This window comes from Myxosarcina sp. GI1(2024), assembly GCF_053543375.1.
The window spans coordinates 775,786-796,844 of the sequence record NZ_JBKGTY010000001.1; the positions used below are offsets into that span (position 1 = coordinate 775,786).

Sequence of the window (21,059 nt, forward strand, 5' to 3'; positions counted from 1 at the left end):
TACATCAATTAATTATTCTGTCTTTAGAGCTAAAAAAAAATCTTGGTACTGCTCTTAAATAGTTTTAGAGTCTCAAGCGCGAAACTTATTTTACTTTTGAAAAAACAACATAAATAATACCGAGCGATTTATCTTATATATCCTTAGTTTACATTATGGAATTAACTAAAAATTCGACGATCGATTCGACCATGACAGCTAGGGAAATTGACAATAGCTCATTGGTTATGAGAAATTTACAGCAGCGTTCTTTAAAAGATATTTTAGCGGCATTGGGCGAGCGTCCCGTACCAGAATCGGAAAATGTTATCGATCGCGCTGCCGAAGCAGTTGGTTTAGAGCCCAATCTTTTAGCGGTACTTAAACAAAAATCAAGCCCAAACAAAGCCCAAACTAGCTTTATAAGCTACGAATACGTCGCGATTTTGGTTCAACCATTGGACAAAACGATAAGATATACCTGTACGAAAAGCTTCTAATGCTTCAGGAAATGTCTCCAAAGGTTTGTTCGCCCAACGTCTTCTTAAACCTCCAGTAAGCTTATGCCAAAGGATAAAAGTATAGGCACAAAAAACTAGAATAAAATGTCTTTCCAAACTCTTCTTATCTCTAACTTGATACTCTTTTAATCCTAACCATCCCTTGGCTTCTCGATAGAAAACTTCTATCCAGTTTCTCTGAGCATAAGTTTGAACTATCCATTGCTCGGTTACTATTTCTCCCTCAACATTTGTGAGTAAGTAGTCAATATCTTCAGCATCTTCAAAGATTGGTGCACTCATGACGATAGCTATTTTTCTGATTCCTTCTAGCCTTGATATTTCTGCTTCTATTATTGCTACCCAGACGGTTCTAGGTTTTTCACCCTGGATTTGAATCTCCTTAAATTCCTCATCAGATAACCATTGAGCATATTCATCTACTCTGATTTTTTCTAATTGATTTGATGGAGTTTTAACCAAAATATTACGATTTTTAGCGATTCCTCCTATATACTTTAATTTCTTTTTTTCCAGTTCGAGTAAAACAGTTGTGTTGTTACCATAGGACGAATCTATTAATACTAGTCCTGGTCGATATCCCCTCTTCAAACTTTTATCGATTAATTCTAAGGCTAAGGTGGGTTTTTTCTTGAATTCTCTGTCTTTCTTTCCTTCGGGCAACGAATTACCATGTTGATATAGTTCTATGTCTAAAGGTAAGCTTTTTTGGCCATCATATAGATGAGTTGTTACTACAACATTGCCATTATCTGTTTTCCCAATTTCCCCAATATATTGACGACCTACTGCTGCGGTAAAGTTACCACTTTTTCTATGCCCAGAGTCATCAACAATTAGACTAAATCCCTTACTGATTCTCGTTTGATTACACTTGTTCATCACTTCTAAGCGACGTTCATTTATCTTGTTCGCTGACCAAGTTGCTTCAGTTAAGAAATGGTGTAATTTGTGGTATGTGACCTCTACTGCGTCTTTAGCCATTTGAGATACATTTTTTCGCTCACTTTCCCCTAATAATCCTCCTAAATAATGTCTGAATTCCCTTTTTTGCGCTTTAGTTCTCAGTAAATCATCAAACTTTTGACACCATCTCATCTATCGAAACAGGGAGGCATGGCTGCGGGAGTAGTTTCTTTCATAAAGTAAGTGCGATCGGGCTTTAGAATAATGTTAAAGTTAATCAGCAAAGGTATTCTATCTTATTTTGTCTGTTTAAATTGTTTAAGTACCGTTAGTAGAAAAAACTGTCATTATCAATCGTCCCGCCAACGAACTATACGGCTACTGGCGCGATTTCACCAATCTACCCAACTTTATGACTCATCTCAAATCGATAACTAATAAAGATGAAGCAGGTAAGGTAACCCACTGGGTAACTAATGCACCTCTAGACTTAAGCGTCGAATGGGATGCTGAAATTGTCAAAGATGAACCCGATCGCTTAATTGCCTGGAGTGCGCTAGAAAATGCCGATATCGACAACTGTGGATTTGTCCGCTTTCAACCAGCTACGGGAAATCGTGGTACTCAAGTCAAGGTGGTTTTAGAATATCAGCCTCCAGGAGGCGCGTTAACTAATGCTATTGCCAAACTGTTTGGCGAATCACCCCAAGAACAAATTGGCGACGAACTAAATCGTTTCAAACAGTTAATGGAAACTGGGGAAATCGCTACTACAGAAGGGCAATCCCACGGTTCTAAGTAGTTTAATCGAACCCCAAACATCAGGAGAAATAAAATTATGTTCCACACTAATATTACTCACTGGCTACGCACTGTCGCGATCGCTTTTATCCTTATCGTAGGAACTTGGTTGCTTAATGTCCCTTACAGCGCAACAGCCTTAGCTGGAGATAACTATAGCGCAGAGACAGATACCTATCAGCAAACGCGCAACCCCAATCGAGTCGATAGTAACAAAGAAGAGTTAGCTAACAGTAAAACCTATTTGCCAGAAGAAACTGAAGGCAAATCGATCTACGAGAACGTAATAGACAGAGTTAACCAGCAACGAGAGACTTATTCTCAAGACCAAACCCCAAGCGAAACCGAACGCCAATAATTTATCTATCCGTCGGTTAACTCTCTTTCAAAAGTCATAAAGATCGGTAGTCATAACTTTTGAATGATGAAGAGATCGAGACAAGCAGCAAAAAATTAAAGTGAGATTATTGACCATAAAATATGAGTAATTACAAACGTGCAGTTGGTTTATTTTACAGCCGCGACGAAGCAGAAGCAGCATTAAGGGCACTGAAAGACGATGGCTTTAATATGAAGTGAGTTAATTTAATTGCCCGAGATGCCGATCGAGTAGCAGGAGCAAACGATCTAAATCGTGGTGAAGAAACTGTAGAAGAAGGCAATAACGCCTCTGAAGGTGCGGGTGCGGGAGCAACTAGCGGTGCAGTTTTAGGCGGTATTGGTGGTTTGTTAATTGGTTTGGATACGCTCGCCATTCCCGGTGTAGGTCCGATAATCGTAGCTGGAGAAGCAGCTTCTACCATTGCTAGTACTCTTGCCGGTGCGGAAATTGGCGCAGCCGCTGGCGGTATTATCGGCGCTTTAGTCGGTTTGGGTATTCCCGAAGAAAAAGCAAAAATCTACAACGCTCGCGTCAAAAGCGGTAGCTATTTACTATTAGCTAACGGTACCGATGAAGAGATACATCGTGCCGAAATAATTTTAAGAGATAACGGCATCGAAGAATTTGGTATTTATGATGCGCCCGATCTAGGTAATGCTGAAACCATAGCAACTAATCCCGTAGCTCGCCAGCGTACCGTCGTTCCTACGAAAGATGTAGATGAGATCGTTATAGAAGACGAGCAACGCAGAATTAGATAGACTTCCAATCCTTCTTAGAGTAAGTAGATTTCCAACAATTTAGCAAAGCTTACTAACTACATATTAATTAAATTTGAAATTATGAAAGCTATATGTTGGCACGATAAACACGACGTGCGAGTTGAAACCGTACCAGATCCCAAAATTCTCAACCCCCGCGATGCCATTATTAAAATAACTTCTACTGCCATTTGCGGTTCAGATTTGCATCTATACGAAGGCAATATTCCCACTATGGAGTCGGGAGATATTCTCGGTCATGAATTTATGGGGGAAGTAGTCGAAGTCGGTAAAGAAGTAAATAACTTACAAAAAGGCGATCGCGTCGTAGTTCCTTTTACTATTTCCTGTGGTAACTGTTTTTTCTGTCAAAAAGACCTGTGGTCGCTTTGCGATAATTCCCAACCCCAATACCTGGATGGCGGAGGGTTTCTACGGACATTCCCCTGCTGATATCTATGGCTATTCCCATTTACTCGGAGGCTATGCAGGAGGACAAGCAGAATATGTACGGGTTCCCTATGCCGATGTCGGACCTTTGAAAGTACCAGATGGCTTAGAGGACGATAAAGTTATCTTCCTGACCGATATTTTTCCCACTGGCTATATGGCAGCAGAAAATGCCGATATCGAACCGGGTGACACCGTAGCAGTCTGGGGTTGTGGTCCTGTAGGTCAATTTGCCATCAAAAGTTCCTATATGTTGGGTGCAGAACGAGTAATTGCGATCGATCGCTTTCCCGAAAGATTGCAAATGGCTCAACAACAGGGGGAAGCAGAAGTAATTAACTACGAAGAAATCGACCCAGGAGAAGCTCTTAAAGAAATGACGGGTGGTAGAGGTCCCGATCGCTGTATCGATGCAGTGGGATTAGAGGCACACGGCACCGATGCTATGGCGGCTTATGACAAGGTAAAGCAGGGTGTAAAACTGGAAACGGGAAGACCTACAGTTTTACGACAGGCAATAGTCGCTTGTCGCAAAGGAGGAACGGTTTCAATTCCTGGGGTGTATGGAGGCTTTGTCGATAAGATACCTCTGGGGGCAATTGTCAATAAGGCTTTGACCTTGCGCTCGGGACAAACTCACGTTCAAAAGTATCTCCAACCTCTGCTCGATCGCATCCAACAAGGTGAAATCGATCCTTCTTTCGTAATTTCCCATCGCCTGAGTATCGAAGAGGCACCCAAAGGCTATGAGATATTCCACAACAAAGAAGACAACTGTACTAAAGTAGTTCTCAAACCTTAATACAGTAAGCCAAGGAGTAGAGAGGGTGTGGGGAGGCAGTAGATACTATCGATGTTAAAAAAAGAATATATCCCAAAAGATTGAGCCATATATACCCTTTAGATGAAATGCATATTCAAGAAATTTGCCAAGCTAAGAATGAGATTGAATTTATTCGCTCGTCAATTTAAGGAGAATCAAAATGGGAATAGGTGACATATTTAAAGGGATTCAACGCGATTTAGAACGGAAAGTTCGTGGCGAAGGGGACGATGAAGAACGCCGTTACCGCAGACGCGATGATGACGATGAAGCACGTGGTCGTGGCTATGGTGACTACTATTATGAAGAACGTTCTGGCGATCGCGACGAGGAGAAAGATGATGAGCGTCGTAGCTACCGCGATCGCGATGATGACGATGAAGCACGTGGTCGTGGTTATGGCGATTACTATTATGAAGAACGCCCTGGCGATCGCAGCCAAGAAGTTAGAGACGATGATGACTAAAGAGACTTTGGAGAGGTTTTGTGGCGTTAGTTTAATCGCAAACGTATTCTCGTTCCTATGGCGGATGAATGGCGATCGAAATTATGTGGTAGTTCTTTATTAAATGCGATCGCAGCTTGCCTACTAATTACTTCGACCTGAGATTTCTCTAATTAATTTTTAGATAAATCCAAAAGTTTAAAAAACCGAATCAAGCTTTTAGCAATTTCTTATCTTCCTAACCTTTTTAGTTTGGCAAGATCGGCACTAGCTCCAGGTTCTTCTTGCCAAACTTGGAAGGATAGGAACGGTTCGGTCAAACCCCTATTTCCTTCCAAGCTAAGACACTAAGATCTCTAGAAAATTATATATATTATGTTTTACCACAAAAAGCGTCTCCAGTATTTTACCAAACCGGAAAGACCCGACCCCATCCTGGCAAAAAAAATGCAGGAATTAATCGGCGGTCCTTTTGGTGAAATGACTGTAATGATGCAATACTTTTTCCAAGGCTGGAACTGTCGCGGTCCTGCCAAATATAAAGACATGATGCTCGATATCGCCACCGAAGAAATCGGACATATCGAGATGCTAGCGACTACTATTGCCTATCTTTTAGAAAAAGCACCAGTCGAACAACAAGAAAAAGCAGTCGAAGATCCCATCATGCAAGGTGTTATGGGCGGTATGAAAGCCGAAGATGTAATTATGGCAAGTATGAACCCCCAACACGCTACCGTTACTGGTGGCGGCTCGCTACCTGCCGACAGCATGGGATATCCCTGGAATGGTCGTTATGTAATTGCCTCTGGTAATTTAATGGCTGATTTTTATTCCAACGTTCAGGCAGAATCTCAAGGTCGTTTACAAGCAGTAAGAATGTACGAAATGGCTGACGATCCTGGGGTTAAAGATACACTTGCTTATATGATTGCTCGCGATACCATGCACCAAAATCAATGGGTTGCCGCAATTGAAGAACTGAAAGCTGATGGTTTAGAAGACTTACCCGTTCCTAGTTCTTTCTCTCAAGAGCAAGAAAAACAACAAGCTTCTTATCAATTCTGGAACTTATCTGAAGGTTCGGAAAGTAAAGAAGGACGTTGGGCAAAAGGAACAGCCCCCGATGGTAAAGGAGAATTTGAATATCTGGAAAATCCTCAAGGTGAGTCGGAAATGCCCGATCCTCCAGCACCAGATCCTCGTTTCCACAGCACGGGTAAAGGCTAAAAAGGCTCTTAGCTAGTTATTAGCTTAACTGCTTAAAAATTAATGGTGAGAGTGACAGCACGAATTTACACGACAGAGGTCACTCGCCAAATTTAATCAGACAAACAATATAACAATAACCGTAATGGAGGTTTAAATTATGCAACGTAACTGTGCACTAGCTTTAGGTATTATTTTTCTGCTTTTAGGCATAACAGGGTTTATTCCTGGCTTAGTGGCTTTGCCCCCTGAAGGCTTATCCGCTGGTGGTATTTCTTTAGATGCAGATAGCTTTTATGCCAAAGGCTTTGGTTATCTGTTTGCGGCATTTCCGATTAATTTGATGCACAATATAGTTCATCTTTTAGTAGGAATTTTGGGCATTGTCGCAGCTACCACAGGATATGCCAAGCTTTATAATCGCGGCTTTGCGATTAGCTATGGTTTAATCGCGGTCATGGGTTTAATACCACAAGCTAAAACTGTTTTCGGTTTAATGCCGATTTTCGGTAATAACATTTGGTTCAATGCTTTGTCTGCGGCGATCGCGGGTTACTATAGCTTTATTGCTGACAAACCGTCAACTTCAGACCAAATTAATGCTTAACAATTAGAATCTCGGGCGATCGCATGTATGGTTAACTTACTAGCCGAGCGATCGCCACATCAGCAGCTTTAAGATAGATGTAGGTATCATCACACCAGCCTAAGCTATGAACGTTATGTGGTAAGTCGTGGCAGTTTCGTTCGATCTTGCCCAGAATAAGCCACAGCCAATCTGGCGTTGCAGAAGCGGCTGAGACAATTTTTCTCAGCGAATGGTCGTTTCCTCCTTTGCCATTAAGTACCAAAACTATTTTTTGCCAAGGAGAGATTGCTAGCTTTTCCCTAGCCGCAGTTCGAGTTAGATTTCGATAGCCACCACCTCTTGCAAATTCATCACGTCAAACCAGGAAGTCATCAACTGGCATGGGATTTAGGTTTTATTGGTGCTGGCATGTTGTCGATCGCCATCGGTTGGTTAATTTTACGTCAAGATAAACTAAAAATGCAAAATGAGTGAAGTTTTGAGAGATTGCTGCTTAGAAAGGCTTTAAAAGCCAAGTTATCATCGAGCGATCGCATTATTTAGATAAATGAAGATTGAATAAGTTTAAGTTACTACTGCGATCTTTTTTTGTCGGATATTTTATCCTGTAGAATTGTTCGGTTGATAGTTTACTTGGGTAAGATAAACTACCAAAACCTTCTAAGAGAACACTAAACTGTTCGAGTCGAACAGACTCTCAAAGGTTTGAAAGCTAAATTTTAGGTTACAGTAATCAAAGAAGAACTGCCTACCAGACTAGATGTCAATCGCCTTGGGAACACCAACGAATGAATTTTCCCCATGCCGAGATTCATATCTCTATCTACTAAAACAAAATTGGTGTCAAAGTAATAATTTTCCGCGAGCGATTCTTTGAATTGCGTTTAGATATACTATCTACAGAAATCGTCTCCTCAGGTAGGGGGAAAATATTAGTGTAGCAAACCAATGAATGTCAAAAAAATTATTCAGTTATTGAAATCAACATTCCAAGAATGGCAACAAGATAACGCCCCGCGTTTGGCAGCAGCTTTGGCGTATTATACTGTGTTTTCTATTTCGCCTCTATTGGTGATTGTAGTAGCGATCGCTGGCAGATTTTTCGGACAAGATGCCGCTAAAGAAGAAATCATCAATCAGATTAGTGCGTTTGTCAGCGAAGATGCCATTCAACCAATTCTGCTCGCTTTGAATAATATCAGCCAACCTCAAATCAGGGGAACGGCATCTCTAATTAGTATCGGTGTATTATTAATTGGTGCTTCGGGTATTTTCGTTCAACTACAGGATGCTCTTAATACTGTCTGGAACGTTAAACCAAAACCCGGTCAAGGAATCTTACTATTCGTTCGCAAGCGTTTATTTTGTTTTTTAATGGTACTGGCGATCGGGTTTTTATTAATGCTATCTCTAATAATTAGTACAGCTGTATCTACTCTTGAGACTTACAGAACGGACTTTTTACCAGGTTCGGCAATTCTGTGGGAAAATATAGACTTTATCGTCTCTCTAGGTTTGCTTACCTTTTTGTTTGGTTTGATGTTTAAGTATGTTCCCGATGCCACAATCGTTTGGAAAGATGTATTTGTAGGAGCTTTAATTACAGCTTTATTTTTTATTTTCGGCAAGTTTTTGTTAGGATTGTATTTCTCTGCTGGCAGCCTGGGTTCGGCGTATGGTGCGGCAGGTTCCTTAGCTGTCTTTTTAGCCTGGGTTTATTACTCGGCACTAATTGTTTTGATCGGGGCAGAATTTACTCAAGTGTATGCTAGGATGTATGGCTCTGATATTAGACCTGGTAAACGTTCTCGAAAAGTTGGAAGTAGTTAAAACTACCAAGAAGTTTGTAATAATTGTTAAATTATATATAGTAGCAACACTAAGCGAAAAAATATCAAAACTTAACAAAAAAATTTAATAATTTTATTGTTGCTTTACAAATGAGCCGTATCGTCTGTTACAATTCTTTAGTGAGGAACTAAATTGAAAGTTGCAGTGTTTGGGAATGCGCAACTTAAGGTTTCCCCAAAACTAAACAACAACAACATTCAAACAGATACCGGCAGTCTCGTCGCCGGTTTTTTTTTAAGCTAGTTCCTTGCGAGCGACTACAACTACCAGGGTCTGGCTAAAATAACTAGGATAAGTCATCCAAACGCTCGACAAATTTTTTGTAGATGAGCTACCAAAATAACCCCAATCCTAATTTGCCATCGCTGTCTGATGAAGAGATCGATATAGAAGAGTTATTCGATTATGCCTACGAAAAGCCCGGTAGTATGCCGGGTACGCTCAATATCAAAACAGATGCTAAGCCTCCACGAATCGTTTTAATCGACTATAATTGCGATCGCGCCCATCGCAAAGAAAATTTAACTCCCGAAGCTTGTGCCAAATATTTAGATACAGAATCAGTATCTTGGGTTGATGTTGGCGGTTTGGGTAGTGAAGATATATTGCAAAGACTGGGTAAGGTATTTAACATACATCCATTGGTACTAGAAGATATTGTCAATGTCCCCCAAAGACCAAAAGTAGAAGAGTATGCCGATCGACTGGTAATTATCACTCAAATGGTGATTCCCAAACCCAAAAAAAACAGTTTTTGGTTAGAACAAGTTAGTTTAATCGTTGGCAAAAATTATTTGTTAACCGTACAAGAAGAACCAAACCGAGACTGTTTTCAAGGAGTACGACAGAGAATTCGGTTTAAAAAAGGGAACATTAGACATCAAGGAAGTGGATATTTGGCTTATGCTCTCTGGGATGCGATTATTGATGGTTTTTTTCCTATTTTAGAAATATATGGTGAAAAAATTGAAGACCTAGAAGACAAAGTTATTTTTAATCCTAGCGATCGAATCTTGGCAGAAATTTATAAAATTAAACGTGAATTACTGGCTTTGCGTCGCGCGATTTGGCCTCAAAGAAATGCGCTGAACACATTGATTAGAGATGGTAGTGAGGTGCTTGACGCTGAAACATTAGTCTTTTTCAGAGACTGTTACGATCGCAGCGTCCAAATTATCGATATTATTGAAACCTATCGCGAATTAGCATCGAGTTTGACCGATATCTACCTTTCGGCGATCAACAACAAAATGAATGAAATTATGAAGTTGCTGACAGTAATTTCCAGCATCTTTATCCCCCTAACTTTTATTGCAGGTATTTACGGCATGAACTTTAATACCGAAGCTTCTCCCTGGAATATGCCAGAGTTAGGCTGGTATTGGGGTTATCCACTTTGTTTGCTCTTGATGTTGGCGATTGCTTCAGGACTGGTTTATTTCTTTTGGCAGCGCGGTTGGTTTAGAAACTTGTCCAACCCCAAATAAAATAACCGTTTCGATCGAACCCCAAGATTTAGATTTTAAGCTCAATTTGAACGGGAGGCGGTCGGTAATAAGCTTACTGACCACCTCATTGTTATTGACAATTTTTAGGTTTAGAACTCGTTTAAAAGTCTAAGCTGGCTGTGCGGACTTACTGCTGGCAAATAAAGCAGTTGCCTTTTCCACAAAAGCGGGAATATCGCCAGGGTTGCGACTAGTAACTAAATTACCGTCTACAACTACTTCTTCATCGACCCAATTGGCACCTGCGTTTTTGAGGTCGGTTTGTAAAGAAGACCAAGAGGTAACTTTACGTCCTCTAACCCCATCTACTTCCACTAGAGTCCAAGGACCGTGACAAATAGCTGCTACGGGTTTACCCGCATCAAAGAAGGACTTGACAAATTGTACTGCTTTTTCATTAGTACGCAGTTGGTCGGGGTTGACGGTTCCACCGGGAAGTAGAAGTGCGTCATAGTCTTCTGGATTTGCTCGATCTAAAGTTACATCGACGGGAAATTCATCTGCTTTATCGTAGTGATTCCAACCTCTTACTTTGTCTACTTGGGGGGAGACTATGTGAGTTTGCGCTCCCTCTTTGTCGAATGCCTCTCTAGGTTGAGTCATCTCTACTTGTTCGAACCCATTAGCTACTAAGATGGCAATTTTTTTTCCCTGCAATTGCTGTGGCATATTTAATTTCCTCTTTGAAATGCTTAAATCTCCGCTCTACTTCTTCAGCCTCAGATACAACTAAATAAACTGTGTAATTTAAATAGATACAGACCTATTAGTTCGAGCGGGGTTAGTACTTTCTCAGCCTAGTAATTTATTTGCTTATACTTCTTCGTTCCTCGGACAGATATGGCAGTCTTATTGGCTCGAGAGCAGTTTTCGATCTGCTTGCGCTGCGATGTAGCCTAGTTTTTCAAATGCTTGTGGTCTCGCTAACAGTTTTAATCTAGGTAGCAAATATCTAAAGATAGAATTCAAGACTTATTTAGCGATCGCGCTGCGAACTAAATTAGCCAGTCTTTCAGCACTATCGCTAACTGCAAGGGAGGCAGCTTTCTCTGCCATAGTTTGCAATTGGAACGGCGAACTCAATAATTCGTTGACTAGTTGGTTTAAAATTTCGGCAGTGAGTTCTGATTGTCGGTAAACTACAGCCGCACCAGCCCTAACAAACTCCTCGGCATTATATGTCTGATGGTCTTCTGCGGCATAAGGATAGGGAATCAAAATAGCTGGCGTGCCCGTAACGGCGAGTTCAGTTAGTGTTCCCGCACCCGCACGGGAAATAGCTAAATTGGCTCTTTGCAGTAACCCCGCCATATTGTCGTAAAAAGGGAGAGATATATAGTGGGGATGTTGTAATGTGACGACATCGGGATCGTTTTTACCCGTCAAATGAACGATGTATGCTCCCTGACTCAACCATTCTGGTGCTGCGGCACGAACTAATTGATTGACTGCTACCGCCCCTTGAGAACCACCAGCTACTAAAATTAAAGTTGCGTCGGCAGGAATGGGTAAATCTAAACTTTGCGGTTGGTGAAACTGAGCGCGAACTGGAGTACTAACGTAGACGGTGGGAACTTGAGGTAAATAGCGAGCCGTTCCCTCAAAGCCTAAAGCGATCGCATCACACCAGCGAGCTAAGAAACGAGTCACTTTACCGGGAATATAATTAGCTTCGTGAAGAATTGCCGGTTTTTCTTGCAGACGAGCCGCTAAAATGGCGGGAGCGGCGATATAGCCACCAGTAGTAAACACGGCATCGATCTGTTTTTCTCGAATCAGTTTTCGTACTTGAAATATGGAAAACAGAAAACTAGCAATAATCTTCACTGTCTTAAAACTCAAGCGTTGTTGAAAACCTTCTACCGAAATAGTATTGAGAGGATAGCTCTCTGGTATGAGAGTAGTTTCCAATCGGTTGGGAACTCCCAGCCACTCAATTTCGTAGTCTGGTAGCTGTTGGGCTAAGGCAAGGGCAGGAAATAAATGTCCTCCCGTACCGCTGGCGGCTATTAGAAGACGAGTTGAAGATGATGACACGAGAAATTAAAGATGAAAAGTGAATAAGTAGGACAGCACAAATAAAGCTAACTGAAGAAGGTAGTCATTTGTCCTTTGTCATTAGTCATTGGTAAACATTTGAACCGTGTTTATCTTTAGTAACCTTTTTTAGTGACGACTACCGACTAACAACTAACAATTTATTGACCTCGATCGCTACTGATGCAGCAAAATATAGTTTAACTATTGTATGCCGCATCCCGCTCTCGCCATCTCTTGCATTTGGCGATCGCTGCTTAACTCTAGTACCTTGGCAAAATCTCGCTCCGCAGCAGCTATGTTTTGAGTATCACAGAAAGCAATTCCTCGATACACTCTGGTTATTGTCTCTTGTTCTGGGGTAATAGAGTTTTGTTGCAAAATATTTTGCCAAACCTCATCGGCTAAAGCAGATCTTTTTAATCTATATAGAGAAATACCTTTATTTAGTGCAGCAGCAAAATATTTGGGATTCTTAGTTAGCGATCTCTCGAAAGCTAAGAGAGCCTGTAGTTCTTGTTTTCGAGCCAGGAAAATTTTGCCCTGTAAGTTATAAACGATAGCGAACTGGCGATCTCTACCTGTAAGAGGCTCTCGATTGGATTCTAAAAGGCTAGCAGCTTGTTGAGCGTCTCGTTCGGCAGCCTCATAATCTTTGGCATTTAAGAGAGCCTCGCTTTTATTGAGCCAAAAGGTCACTGTTTGAGGAGCGAGGGTAACTGCTCGCTCGAAAGCATTTGCTGCCATTTGATATTTTTCTAAGTTATATAAAGCTTCTCCCTGGCAGTTCCAACCTAAAGGCTCTTGAGGCGCGATCTCATTGGCTTGAGAGCAAGACTGCAGCATGGCTTCATACTGTCCTAATCCTTTGAGAGCGTAGCCGCGTGATAGCCAAAGTCTGTAGTTATCTTGGAGATTAGTTTGCAGCAGGCGATCGTAAGCCAATACTGCCTGTCGATAGCGTTGCTCTTGGAGGGAGCGATTTGCCTGTTGGTATAACTTTAGCTGTCGATATTGAGTTACCAGGTAAAAACTCAACCAAATTACGCTACTTAAAAGTAAACCTAACAAGATTACCGCTCGGAATGAAGCGCGACCGCTAGAAGATAAGTTGTGGTTTGATGAATTTTTAGTCCCCATTATGTTATGGATATAAAATATTTTGATAAAAAATCGATTTAAGTTGCTGCATTTTCAATTCGCGATCGACTAGACAGATAGAATTATAAAATTATAAAAGTTTGCTATTCAAACTTCTTTTATCTACTATCTAAATATTTAAAATTTCCAATATACCTCAGTTATGACTGCTACTCCCATAAATAGCGATCGCACCTCCGCTCAACTACCAGATAATTTAGGACGTTTTGGCTCATACGGCGGCAAATACGTTCCAGAGACCCTAATGCCAGCCTTAGCCGAATTAGAAACCGCTTATGCCAGATACAAAAACGACTCGGATTTTCTCCAAGAACTACAGGGTCTGCTCAAAGATTACGTAGGTAGGCCCAGTCCGCTCTATTTTGCCGAACGTCTCAGCCAACACTATACCCGTCCCGATTTTAAACCAGAAATCTATCTCAAGCGAGAAGACTTAAACCACACGGGAGCACACAAGATTAATAATGCGATCGCTCAAGTGTTACTGGCAATTCGCATGGGTAAACGGCGAATTATCGCCGAGACAGGCGCTGGGCAACATGGAGTAGCGACGGCAACCGTCTGCGCCCGATTTGGCATCGAGTGCATTATCTATATGGGCGTTCGGGATATGGAACGTCAAAAACTCAATGTCTTTCGGATGCGTTTGTTAGGTGCGACGGTACAGCCCGTAACTGCCGGTACTGGTACTCTCAAAGATGCTACTTCTGAAGCCATCAGAGATTGGGTAACTAACGTCGAAACCACGCACTATATCCTAGGATCGGTAGCGGGTCCTCATCCTTATCCGATGATGGTCAGAGATTTTCACGCCGTTATCGGTAGCGAAACTCGCCGTCAATGTCAAGAGAAATGGGGCAGCTTACCAGATATTCTGATTGCCTGCGTGGGCGGTGGTTCCAATGCCATGGGATTATTTTATGAATTTATTCCCGAAACAGAAGTTCGCTTGATTGGTGTCGAGGCTGCAGGAGAAAGCGTCGCTTCTGGCAAACACGCTGCAACGCTTACGGCAGGTAGCCCTGGCGTACTACACGGAGCGATGAGTTATTTGCTTCAGGATACTCAAGGACAAATTATTGAAGCACATTCGATCAGTGCGGGTCTAGATTATCCAGGTGTAGGACCAGAACACAGTTATCTCAAAGACAGTCAACGAGCAGAATATTACAGTATTACCGATGTCGAAGCAGTTGATGCCCTATGTCTGCTCTCAGAGCTAGAGGGAATTATTCCTGCTTTGGAAACCGCTCACGCTTTCGCCTACTTAGAGAAACTCTGTCCTCAACTTAAAGGTAGTTCGCGCATCGTGTTGAACTGTTCGGGAAGAGGGGATAAAGATGTACAGACGGTAGCGGAGTATTTAGGAGATAAATTGTAGATTGGGTACTAGGCTCTGGGGAAGTAGTAAGCGCAGAATGCTCCGCTGAGTAACCTCTTGAATTGAATTCAAAACGGGTCAGCGGTAGCAAATAAACAGTTTAGCTCGATTATCTCTTTTCCTTTTAATGAATTTTACTAATGTCTAGCAACTTAAAACCGAGAGCCTTACTAACGGTGAAAATGTTTGCCTTGACTACTACGGTTGCCGTTTTTAGCAACTGTTCGCAGCTCTCGGCAGAAAGCAGTCTGCTTCTCGAGCGAGCAAATTATCGCGAGACTAACCGTACAGTCTTAGCAAATAGCGATCTCAGCGCTCTCAAACAGTCCGTTCACGAGCGCGTAAATCAGTATCGTGCTAGCAAAAATTTACCACTGTTAGAATTAAATTCAACCATCAGCCAACAAGCCAAAACTCACAGTGAAAATATGGCACGAGGAAAAGTCCCCTTCAGTCATGAAGGATTTCAGCAACGCATAGAGGCGATAAGTAACGAGATTTCCTATCGTCGTGCGGCAGAAAATTTAGCCTACAACTCAGGATACACCAATCCTGTTAAACGGTCGGTTAGCGGTTGGATCGACAGTGTCAAACATCGCCAAAATATCTTGGGCAACTATAATCTAACGGGAATTGGAATTGCCAAAAATCAACAAGACGAATATTATTTTACGCAAATTTTTATTTTAGAAAATTAATTGGATATGGTTTTAGATAACATTCGGCTTTTTGATGAAGACATCGATGGAGCAACCTTAGCTCGCTATCTAGCAGAGGATGCGATTGCTGTAGATACGGAAACCATGGGTTTAGTTTTAGGACGCGATCGCCTGTGTTTGGTTCAGCTATGCGATTCTTTAGGTTACGTTAGTGCCATTCGTATTGCTAAGGGGCAAACCACAGCACCCAATCTGCAAAAACTACTTACCGCATCAGACGTTACTAAAATTTTTCACTATGCTCGTTTCGATGTAGCTCAGTTCCGCTATACTTTTGGTATTGATACCGCACCTATCTTTTGTACCAAAATTGCCAGTAAGCTAGTTCGTACCTATACTTCTAGTCATGGTTTGAAAAGTCTCGTAGCCGAACTAGCAGAAGTAGAATTAGACAAACGCGCTCAAAGTTCTGATTGGGGTAATGCGGAAAATTTGTCTTTAGAGCAGTTAAACTATGCCGCTAATGACGTTCGCTACTTGTTGGAATTAGAAGAGAAATTGACGGCAATGCTCAAACGAGAGGATCGCTATGAAATAGCGCAGCAGTGTTTTCAAACCATACCTCTATTTGTAACTCTAGATATTTTGCGCTACGACAACATCTTCGAACATTAATCTCTATATATTAATCTCTATCTATTAAACTCTTTGGGGTTTGCTATCAGTTCAACCTACAACTGATACGCCTTCAACAATTAGAGAAGGGTATTATACGAACCATTCCAAATACAGTAATTTCCTAGGGCCACAATTTAGTTCAAAATCTCGTATACGTTTCCTGCGATCGCCCGGGGGTGCTCTTAGGAAACAAATTGTTTCTTTCAGACGTAACGAATCAAAATTCGTTGGATGCTCAGGTTAACAATAGTTTTTTTTCGAAATAGCTAAAGCATTTACAATCTCTGCCTTAAGTATTAAGTTTAATACAAATAGATTAGGCTTTATTCAAATATCGAGAGATATTTTCACCCCTTATATTATAATAATCTAGATAGTAGTCACTTCGCTTATCGAAAATAACCAACGGTTTTCCTTACTGCATGACTAAATGCGTCCAGGTGGAGGAGGATAATTATTATTATTTGACAGCACCCAACGCCAAAACAGAATAAAGAAAATCATGAAACCCAAAAAGATAAAAGCTTTCAACATAGCTTTAAACTCCAGCAAGATAATAAGAACTAGACTATAACTACTCTCACCCCACACGGAATTTGAAATTTAGAATGAACTTTTTTTCCTTTAAAAACTTAAAAAAGGCTCGCTAATTTATAAGGTTTATATTTTTATCTTAATTTATAATCTATCGGTCAATCGATAAGTTTTATGAGGAGCTTTCTCAAAGCTAGATCCTTCTTAATTTCAACCTCAATAATCTGCTTAGTGTTGCCATTGCCCTGATTCTCCATGCCCATTATTACGTGAGTTCGACGAAAAAATAAGAGAAAAGAAAGGCTGAGATGTAAACTCAGAATAAGCAAAATCACTGAGTATCTCAGCTAGTTCTATGATGACATCGAGATTGGACATCACACAAATATTTTGGGATGTAGATGACTTCTGCAACCAATGGTCAAGTCTATGGCAGAGACAAAAGCAACTACCATCAATGCCGTGTGAAAAAAGATGTCGTTCGAGAATGTTATTAAGTGAGGTGATGACCATAGCGAGCGCTTTTCACGGTTCGGGTTTTCGTACCTTCAAAGAATTTTATACACTTCAAGTATTACCATACTGGAAAAAAGCTGTTCCTAAAAAGTTTCCAGTTAAGATGTCAGTAACTCATGTTTACACTGGGCTACTTACATAATCTAAGAGCAGGTTCAGCATCTTATCTTCAATTCTTTGCTTCTCTTCTTCGGTGTGTCGTTCCAGTTCGGCTTTAGCTGCTAATAAGTCTGCGGTTCTAATTTCTAGATTGGCAATCGCCAGAGTATCTCACCGTACGCCACCACCAAAGAGATTGTGAATAATGAAAGCCTGAGTTGAGGTTGCTCGATCATTAAAAGGAAAATCATAGGGTATTGGATCTGGCTGTTGAGATCGAGTTAACAAATTACAAATTTAAGAGTACTTGCCGTTCGACAAGATTGCTTCAGCAAGAAGAACCTTCCTCGACTCATTTGCCACTTAATGCTGCTATTACCGTTTCACAGAGCATTGAGGCTCATTAGATTGACGCTTCATTAGCAGTAAACAAAACGGGCATTTTTCCTCTAGAATCATAGACTTAAAGCAGGGTAATCGCACGTAATTTTTCAAGTTCATACAACACAAGGCTTCTGGCGAACGGGTTGTAAAATCATAAAAATTGAAAACCCTTGCTGTCTAAGCATCATAGAATTTTGATGCGATTACCCTGAGACTTAAAGCCGTTTCTTCAGACTGCCAATTTTCTAGCTGTTTGAGGGATTTCCTTCAAAAATCATCTGGCGTGACTGACCTCAAACTTGATAGATTTCTGCATGAATTTCTCCTGAGCTTATCGCTATTTTAGCAGTTTTTCAAGCTCGTTCATGACTATTTAATTTGACGATGCTAATTACGCTAATCGCCTATTTTTGTACTGGCAAATAAATAAGCCAGACATACTTGTAAGTAAATCATCTGGCTGACAAACGGCAATTTTTATTGTTAAAAAGGTCAATTTTACTTAGAAAAAAATGGGTAAGGATTCAGGTATCAGGGTTGACAAAAAGGAAAAAGAGATTAAAGTAGCCAATAATGAGCGAAGCTAATCACCCCTTCAAAGCCGAAGAACTGCGCCAGTTGTCCAATGAGAAACTGGCAGAAATCGTGACTACCCAACAAAAGCTGATTGAGAAGCTAGAAAAAAGAATAGAACAACTGGAACAGAGCCTCAACCTCGACAGCCAAACCTCATCGAAACCCCCTTCAACTGACTTGCTGAAAAAAAGCGAGAGAAAACCAGAAGTAGGGTTGGAAGAAGCCAAAAAAGAGACAAAAAGAAAACCAGGAGGACAACCAGGACATCAAGGGAAGACGAGAAAAGGATTTGGGCGTGTAGACCGCTACGAAGTATTGAAACCGACCATCTGCTCCAACTGTGGAAATCAACAATGGAAGACTAAGGGGGTACGAGTAGATACTCAACAGGTAGCCCAGTTGGTGGCAAAACCGATACAAGTCGTAGAGTACCAACGTCATCACTGTCAATGCGGCAAGTGTGGAGCAATAGAGGCAGCTCGACGGTCTCCCACAATGATTCCAGGTCAAGACTTGGGAGTCAGACTACAGGGGTTACTTTCCTGGCTGGGAAACTATGCTCATATGTCCTATGCTAAACAGCAAGAACTGTTGTGGGAACTGGGAGCAATAGAAATTAGTAGGGGAACTTTAGTTGCCACCAATGAACGAACGAGTACAACAAGCGAGTATCAACAGTGTTGAAGGGTTGAAAAAGTCGATTAATTCAGAGCATCCTCCTCTACATTGTGACGAAACCCCCTGCTCAGTTAAAGGAGTCAAAGAATGGCTCTGGGTTTTAGCTGGGTCAGAGTTCTGCCTGTTTCATGCCGGCGATACTAGAAAACGCAGAGAATTGGAAGCTGTATTAGGAGTATTCTATGATGGAGTTTTGATTAGCGACGATTTTAGTGTCTACAACGGCTATTCAGTAGCAGGACAACAAAAGTGTTTGGCTCATCTACGTCGTCATTTTCAAAAACTGTTAAAGACTAAAGGGGTAGATAACCAAGAAATTGCTACCACCTTTCTGTCTCTAATTGATGAGGCATTTAAGCAACATCGGGTTTGGCGACAGACCCATCAGGAAAGCCACTATCGAGATTGGGCAGAGGATTTCCGAAGGCGAGTGACTAGCGCAATTAAGACTTGGCTCAAGAATGCTGGTCATGAAGCTGGAAAACTGCTACGTTCGCTGCGTGATAAGGCGGAGCAATGGTGGTATTTTCTGACACATCCTCAGATACCCCCCGACAATAATCTAGCTGAACGATGTTTGAGAACTGCTGTAACCAAGCGGAAAGTTTGTGGTGGCTCTCGTTCCATCGAACGGTTTCAACATACAGCCAACCTGCTGAGTGCAATTCAATCTTGTCGTTTGCAAGGACGTTCGGTGATTACTTTTTTTCAACAGACTTTACAAGCTACAGTTGGACATTGTTCTTATCCTTCTCTTATTCCTCATGCTTGCACCTGAATCCTTACAAAAATGGAATGTTATTAAACAAATTTTGAGTTTGACTTAATCTGTTACCCACTAATGCTGGCTGTGAAGGGTTTTCTGCTAAATTCAAAAACAAATAAACACAAAAAGTTGCGATCGCAGCCAGCACAATTCTTTCTAGCATTTTACGCCCTCTCCCCATTTGCACCTACACAATCTCAGTATGACTTATTTAGCAACATTCAGCCAGTTTTTTCTATTCAGACATTAATATTTTTATCAAAATTTTACAATAAGTTTAAAGTCAATTGTTTTGACTAAGATTGAATTTTAATTTAGTTTAATTTAATTCCAGCAAGGAGAGTAGATTACTCCGCCTTTTTACTACGAAGTAATTTGTAATTCAAAGTCTTTGCCAATTCAGTACAACTCGATCTTCGAGACCTATGTAGACCACTTTTTTTGGCAACTAATGGTCGGTAATAAGATTTGAGTTTTTGCTGTAAAACTAGAGCAAAGAAAGCAATATCTTCTACTAAATATCTTCTCCACAACCGTTTGGGCTCTAAAGCAAGTCGATATAACCATTCTAAACCAGCTAAGCTAATCCATTTGGGAGCACGTTCGAGATTACCAGCTTCAAAGTCAAGAGTCGCACCAATGGCAAAAAAAGTTTTAATATTTTCTAGCTGAGATTTATACTTACAAATCCATTTTTCTTGTTTGGGAGCTCCTAATCCTACTGCTAAGACAGTTGCAGCGGAATTATTAATTAAATCGATAATTTTTTGACATTCTGTTTCACTGGCTTCAAAGCTAAAGGGTGGAGAATAAGATCCGACAACTATTTCTCTACCAACTTTGGCATTAATATTTTGGCGAGCTTTTGCTGCTACATTACCCAAACCACCAAGCAAAAAAATTTTAACGCTTTTGTCATTTTGATATTGCTGATAGAAAGCGGGGAATAGATCTGAACCAGAAATTTTTTCACACAAGGGTTGACCGAGAAAATACGATGCCCAAAATAGTAGTTGGCTGTCGCATACGCGATAATCTGCTTGTTGATAAACTCGATAAAATTCTTGGTCTTTTTGAAGTTTGATTAGATGATCGACATTAGGTGTAAACACAATGCCACCTACTTTAAGGTTTTCTAAAAGCTCCGACATACTACAGTTATCGATCGCAACATTTAAAATGTTTACTCGTTCCATTTTCACTCCTCATTTAAGTAGATTGTAATTTCTAGTTTTGAGATTTTCTTGGTATCTACTTAGGTAATTTGGCATAGATTAATAATATGAATTACATATATACGTACGCATACTATACGATTGGACATGTAATTTTTCTTACTTAAGATACTGGTATATCGGTTTGCTT

Annotated in this window: 17 protein-coding genes and 5 pseudogenes; 15 read left to right on the forward strand and 7 right to left on the reverse strand. The window is 40.9% G+C overall.

From position 1 onward, the window contains the following. Window positions 1-148: 148 nt before the first annotated feature. Both ACLFKQ_RS03825 and ACLFKQ_RS03830 read right to left on the reverse strand, forming a co-directional pair. Window positions 149-346 (reverse strand): hypothetical protein, encoded by a 198-nt coding sequence (locus ACLFKQ_RS03825; RefSeq protein WP_448998559.1) that lies wholly within the window; start codon window positions 344-346, stop codon window positions 149-151. A 25-nt stretch (window positions 347-371) separates the two neighbouring features. After that, a pseudogene (locus ACLFKQ_RS03830) lies at window positions 372-1,642 on the reverse strand (IS701 family transposase). Between the two features lie 95 nt (window positions 1,643-1,737). Between ACLFKQ_RS03830 and ACLFKQ_RS03835 the strand changes: the two are divergent. The 7 genes and pseudogenes from ACLFKQ_RS03835 to ACLFKQ_RS03865 form a co-directional block, all read left to right on the forward strand. After that, window positions 1,738-2,208 (forward strand): annotated as a pseudogene (locus tag ACLFKQ_RS03835) (SRPBCC family protein); the annotation flags it as partial. A gap of 36 nt (window positions 2,209-2,244) precedes the next feature. Continuing rightward, on the forward strand, window positions 2,245-2,565 hold the full coding sequence (locus tag ACLFKQ_RS03840; RefSeq protein ID WP_448998560.1) for a hypothetical protein: 321 nt from the start codon (window positions 2,245-2,247) through the stop codon (window positions 2,563-2,565). A 368-nt stretch (window positions 2,566-2,933) separates the two neighbouring features. After that, the gene (locus ACLFKQ_RS03845) at window positions 2,934-3,350 is read left to right on the forward strand and encodes a hypothetical protein (RefSeq protein ID WP_448998561.1); all 417 of its coding nucleotides are present in this window, start codon (window positions 2,934-2,936) and stop codon (window positions 3,348-3,350) included. Window positions 3,351-3,431: 81 nt separating this feature from the next. Continuing rightward, a pseudogene (locus ACLFKQ_RS03850) lies at window positions 3,432-4,602 on the forward strand (zinc-dependent alcohol dehydrogenase). Between the two features lie 181 nt (window positions 4,603-4,783). Next, window positions 4,784-5,089 (forward strand): polyribonucleotide nucleotidyltransferase, encoded by a 306-nt coding sequence (locus ACLFKQ_RS03855; RefSeq protein ID WP_448998562.1) that lies wholly within the window; start codon window positions 4,784-4,786, stop codon window positions 5,087-5,089. 354 nt (window positions 5,090-5,443) lie between these two features. Further along, entirely contained in the window at window positions 5,444-6,298 is an 855-nt protein-coding gene (locus ACLFKQ_RS03860) for a manganese catalase family protein (protein WP_448998563.1), read from the forward strand. Between the two features lie 139 nt (window positions 6,299-6,437). Next, entirely contained in the window at window positions 6,438-6,884 is a 447-nt protein-coding gene (locus ACLFKQ_RS03865) for a DUF4383 domain-containing protein (protein WP_448998564.1), read from the forward strand. Between the two features lie 31 nt (window positions 6,885-6,915). Here ACLFKQ_RS03865 and ACLFKQ_RS03870 read toward each other — a convergent pair whose 3' ends face one another. Beyond that, window positions 6,916-7,128 carry a hypothetical protein gene (locus tag ACLFKQ_RS03870; RefSeq protein ID WP_448998565.1) on the reverse strand — a complete coding sequence of 71 codons (213 nt, stop codon included), beginning with the start codon at window positions 7,126-7,128 and terminating at the stop codon, window positions 6,916-6,918. A 77-nt stretch (window positions 7,129-7,205) separates the two neighbouring features. Between ACLFKQ_RS03870 and ACLFKQ_RS03875 the strand changes: the two genes are divergently transcribed. The 3 genes from ACLFKQ_RS03875 to corA all read left to right on the forward strand — a co-directional run bounded on the left by ACLFKQ_RS03875 (window position 7,206) and on the right by corA (window position 10,204). Then, window positions 7,206-7,340 carry a DUF2243 domain-containing protein gene (locus tag ACLFKQ_RS03875; RefSeq protein ID WP_448998566.1) on the forward strand — a complete coding sequence of 45 codons (135 nt, stop codon included), beginning with the start codon at window positions 7,206-7,208 and terminating at the stop codon, window positions 7,338-7,340. Window positions 7,341-7,814: 474 nt separating this feature from the next. Next, window positions 7,815-8,696: a YihY/virulence factor BrkB family protein gene (locus tag ACLFKQ_RS03880; RefSeq protein ID WP_448998567.1), complete on the forward strand. Its 882-nt coding sequence runs from the start codon at window positions 7,815-7,817 to the stop codon at window positions 8,694-8,696. Window positions 8,697-9,043: 347 nt separating this feature from the next. Further along, the gene (corA, locus tag ACLFKQ_RS03885; RefSeq protein WP_448998568.1) at window positions 9,044-10,204 is read left to right on the forward strand and encodes a magnesium/cobalt transporter CorA; all 1,161 of its coding nucleotides are present in this window, start codon (window positions 9,044-9,046) and stop codon (window positions 10,202-10,204) included. 129 nt (window positions 10,205-10,333) lie between these two features. On the opposite strand, the gene ACLFKQ_RS03890 is transcribed toward corA, so the two are convergent. From ACLFKQ_RS03890 to ACLFKQ_RS03900, 3 genes are all read right to left on the reverse strand, one after another. Continuing rightward, window positions 10,334-10,894 (reverse strand): type 1 glutamine amidotransferase domain-containing protein, encoded by a 561-nt coding sequence (locus tag ACLFKQ_RS03890; protein ID WP_448998569.1) that lies wholly within the window; start codon window positions 10,892-10,894, stop codon window positions 10,334-10,336. 303 nt (window positions 10,895-11,197) lie between these two features. Further along, the gene (gene murG, locus ACLFKQ_RS03895; protein ID WP_448998570.1) at window positions 11,198-12,262 is read right to left on the reverse strand and encodes an undecaprenyldiphospho-muramoylpentapeptide beta-N-acetylglucosaminyltransferase; all 1,065 of its coding nucleotides are present in this window, start codon (window positions 12,260-12,262) and stop codon (window positions 11,198-11,200) included. A 204-nt stretch (window positions 12,263-12,466) separates the two neighbouring features. After that, a complete protein-coding gene (locus tag ACLFKQ_RS03900) occupies window positions 12,467-13,402 on the reverse strand; it encodes a tetratricopeptide repeat protein (RefSeq protein ID WP_448998571.1) in 936 nt (311 codons plus the stop codon). Between the two features lie 163 nt (window positions 13,403-13,565). Here ACLFKQ_RS03900 and trpB point away from each other — a divergent pair, with 163 nt between their 5' ends. From trpB to tnpC, 5 genes and pseudogenes are all read left to right on the forward strand, one after another. Further along, the gene (gene trpB, locus ACLFKQ_RS03905) at window positions 13,566-14,804 is read left to right on the forward strand and encodes a tryptophan synthase subunit beta (protein ID WP_448998572.1); all 1,239 of its coding nucleotides are present in this window, start codon (window positions 13,566-13,568) and stop codon (window positions 14,802-14,804) included. 140 nt (window positions 14,805-14,944) lie between these two features. After that, entirely contained in the window at window positions 14,945-15,502 is a 558-nt protein-coding gene (locus ACLFKQ_RS03910; protein ID WP_448998573.1) for a CAP domain-containing protein, read from the forward strand. A gap of 6 nt (window positions 15,503-15,508) precedes the next feature. Further along, the gene (locus ACLFKQ_RS03915; protein ID WP_448998574.1) at window positions 15,509-16,138 is read left to right on the forward strand and encodes a ribonuclease D; all 630 of its coding nucleotides are present in this window, start codon (window positions 15,509-15,511) and stop codon (window positions 16,136-16,138) included. A gap of 892 nt (window positions 16,139-17,030) precedes the next feature. Further along, window positions 17,031-17,276 (forward strand): annotated as a pseudogene (locus ACLFKQ_RS03920) (IS982 family transposase); the annotation flags it as partial. Window positions 17,277-18,247: 971 nt separating this feature from the next. Beyond that, window positions 18,248-19,706, forward strand: a pseudogene (tnpC, locus tag ACLFKQ_RS03925) (IS66 family transposase). Between the two features lie 335 nt (window positions 19,707-20,041). Here tnpC and ACLFKQ_RS03930 read toward each other — a convergent pair. Next, window positions 20,042-20,890, reverse strand: coding sequence for a WecB/TagA/CpsF family glycosyltransferase (locus ACLFKQ_RS03930; protein ID WP_448998575.1), 849 nt, complete (start codon window positions 20,888-20,890; stop codon window positions 20,042-20,044). Window positions 20,891-21,059: the final 169 nt, after the last annotated feature.

Excerpts from the sequence above, each read along its gene's own strand:
- corA (WP_448998568.1), top strand. The coding sequence starts at position 9,044 with ATGAGCTACCAAAATAACCCCAATCCTAATTTGCCATCGCTGTCTGAT.
- ACLFKQ_RS03900 (WP_448998571.1), bottom strand. The coding sequence starts at position 13,402 with ATGGGGACTAAAAATTCATCAAACCACAACTTATCTTCTAGCGGTCGC.
- ACLFKQ_RS03890 (WP_448998569.1), bottom strand. The coding sequence starts at position 10,894 with ATGCCACAGCAATTGCAGGGAAAAAAAATTGCCATCTTAGTAGCTAAT.
- ACLFKQ_RS03910 (WP_448998573.1), top strand. The coding sequence starts at position 14,945 with ATGTCTAGCAACTTAAAACCGAGAGCCTTACTAACGGTGAAAATGTTT.
- ACLFKQ_RS03915 (WP_448998574.1), top strand. The coding sequence starts at position 15,509 with ATGGTTTTAGATAACATTCGGCTTTTTGATGAAGACATCGATGGAGCA.
- ACLFKQ_RS03860 (WP_448998563.1), top strand. The coding sequence starts at position 5,444 with ATGTTTTACCACAAAAAGCGTCTCCAGTATTTTACCAAACCGGAAAGA.
- ACLFKQ_RS03840 (WP_448998560.1), top strand. The coding sequence starts at position 2,245 with ATGTTCCACACTAATATTACTCACTGGCTACGCACTGTCGCGATCGCT.
- ACLFKQ_RS03880 (WP_448998567.1), top strand. The coding sequence starts at position 7,815 with ATGAATGTCAAAAAAATTATTCAGTTATTGAAATCAACATTCCAAGAA.
- ACLFKQ_RS03930 (WP_448998575.1), bottom strand. The coding sequence starts at position 20,890 with ATGGAACGAGTAAACATTTTAAATGTTGCGATCGATAACTGTAGTATG.
- ACLFKQ_RS03865 (WP_448998564.1), top strand. The coding sequence starts at position 6,438 with ATGCAACGTAACTGTGCACTAGCTTTAGGTATTATTTTTCTGCTTTTA.
- ACLFKQ_RS03855 (WP_448998562.1), top strand. The coding sequence starts at position 4,784 with ATGGGAATAGGTGACATATTTAAAGGGATTCAACGCGATTTAGAACGG.
- trpB (WP_448998572.1), top strand. The coding sequence starts at position 13,566 with ATGACTGCTACTCCCATAAATAGCGATCGCACCTCCGCTCAACTACCA.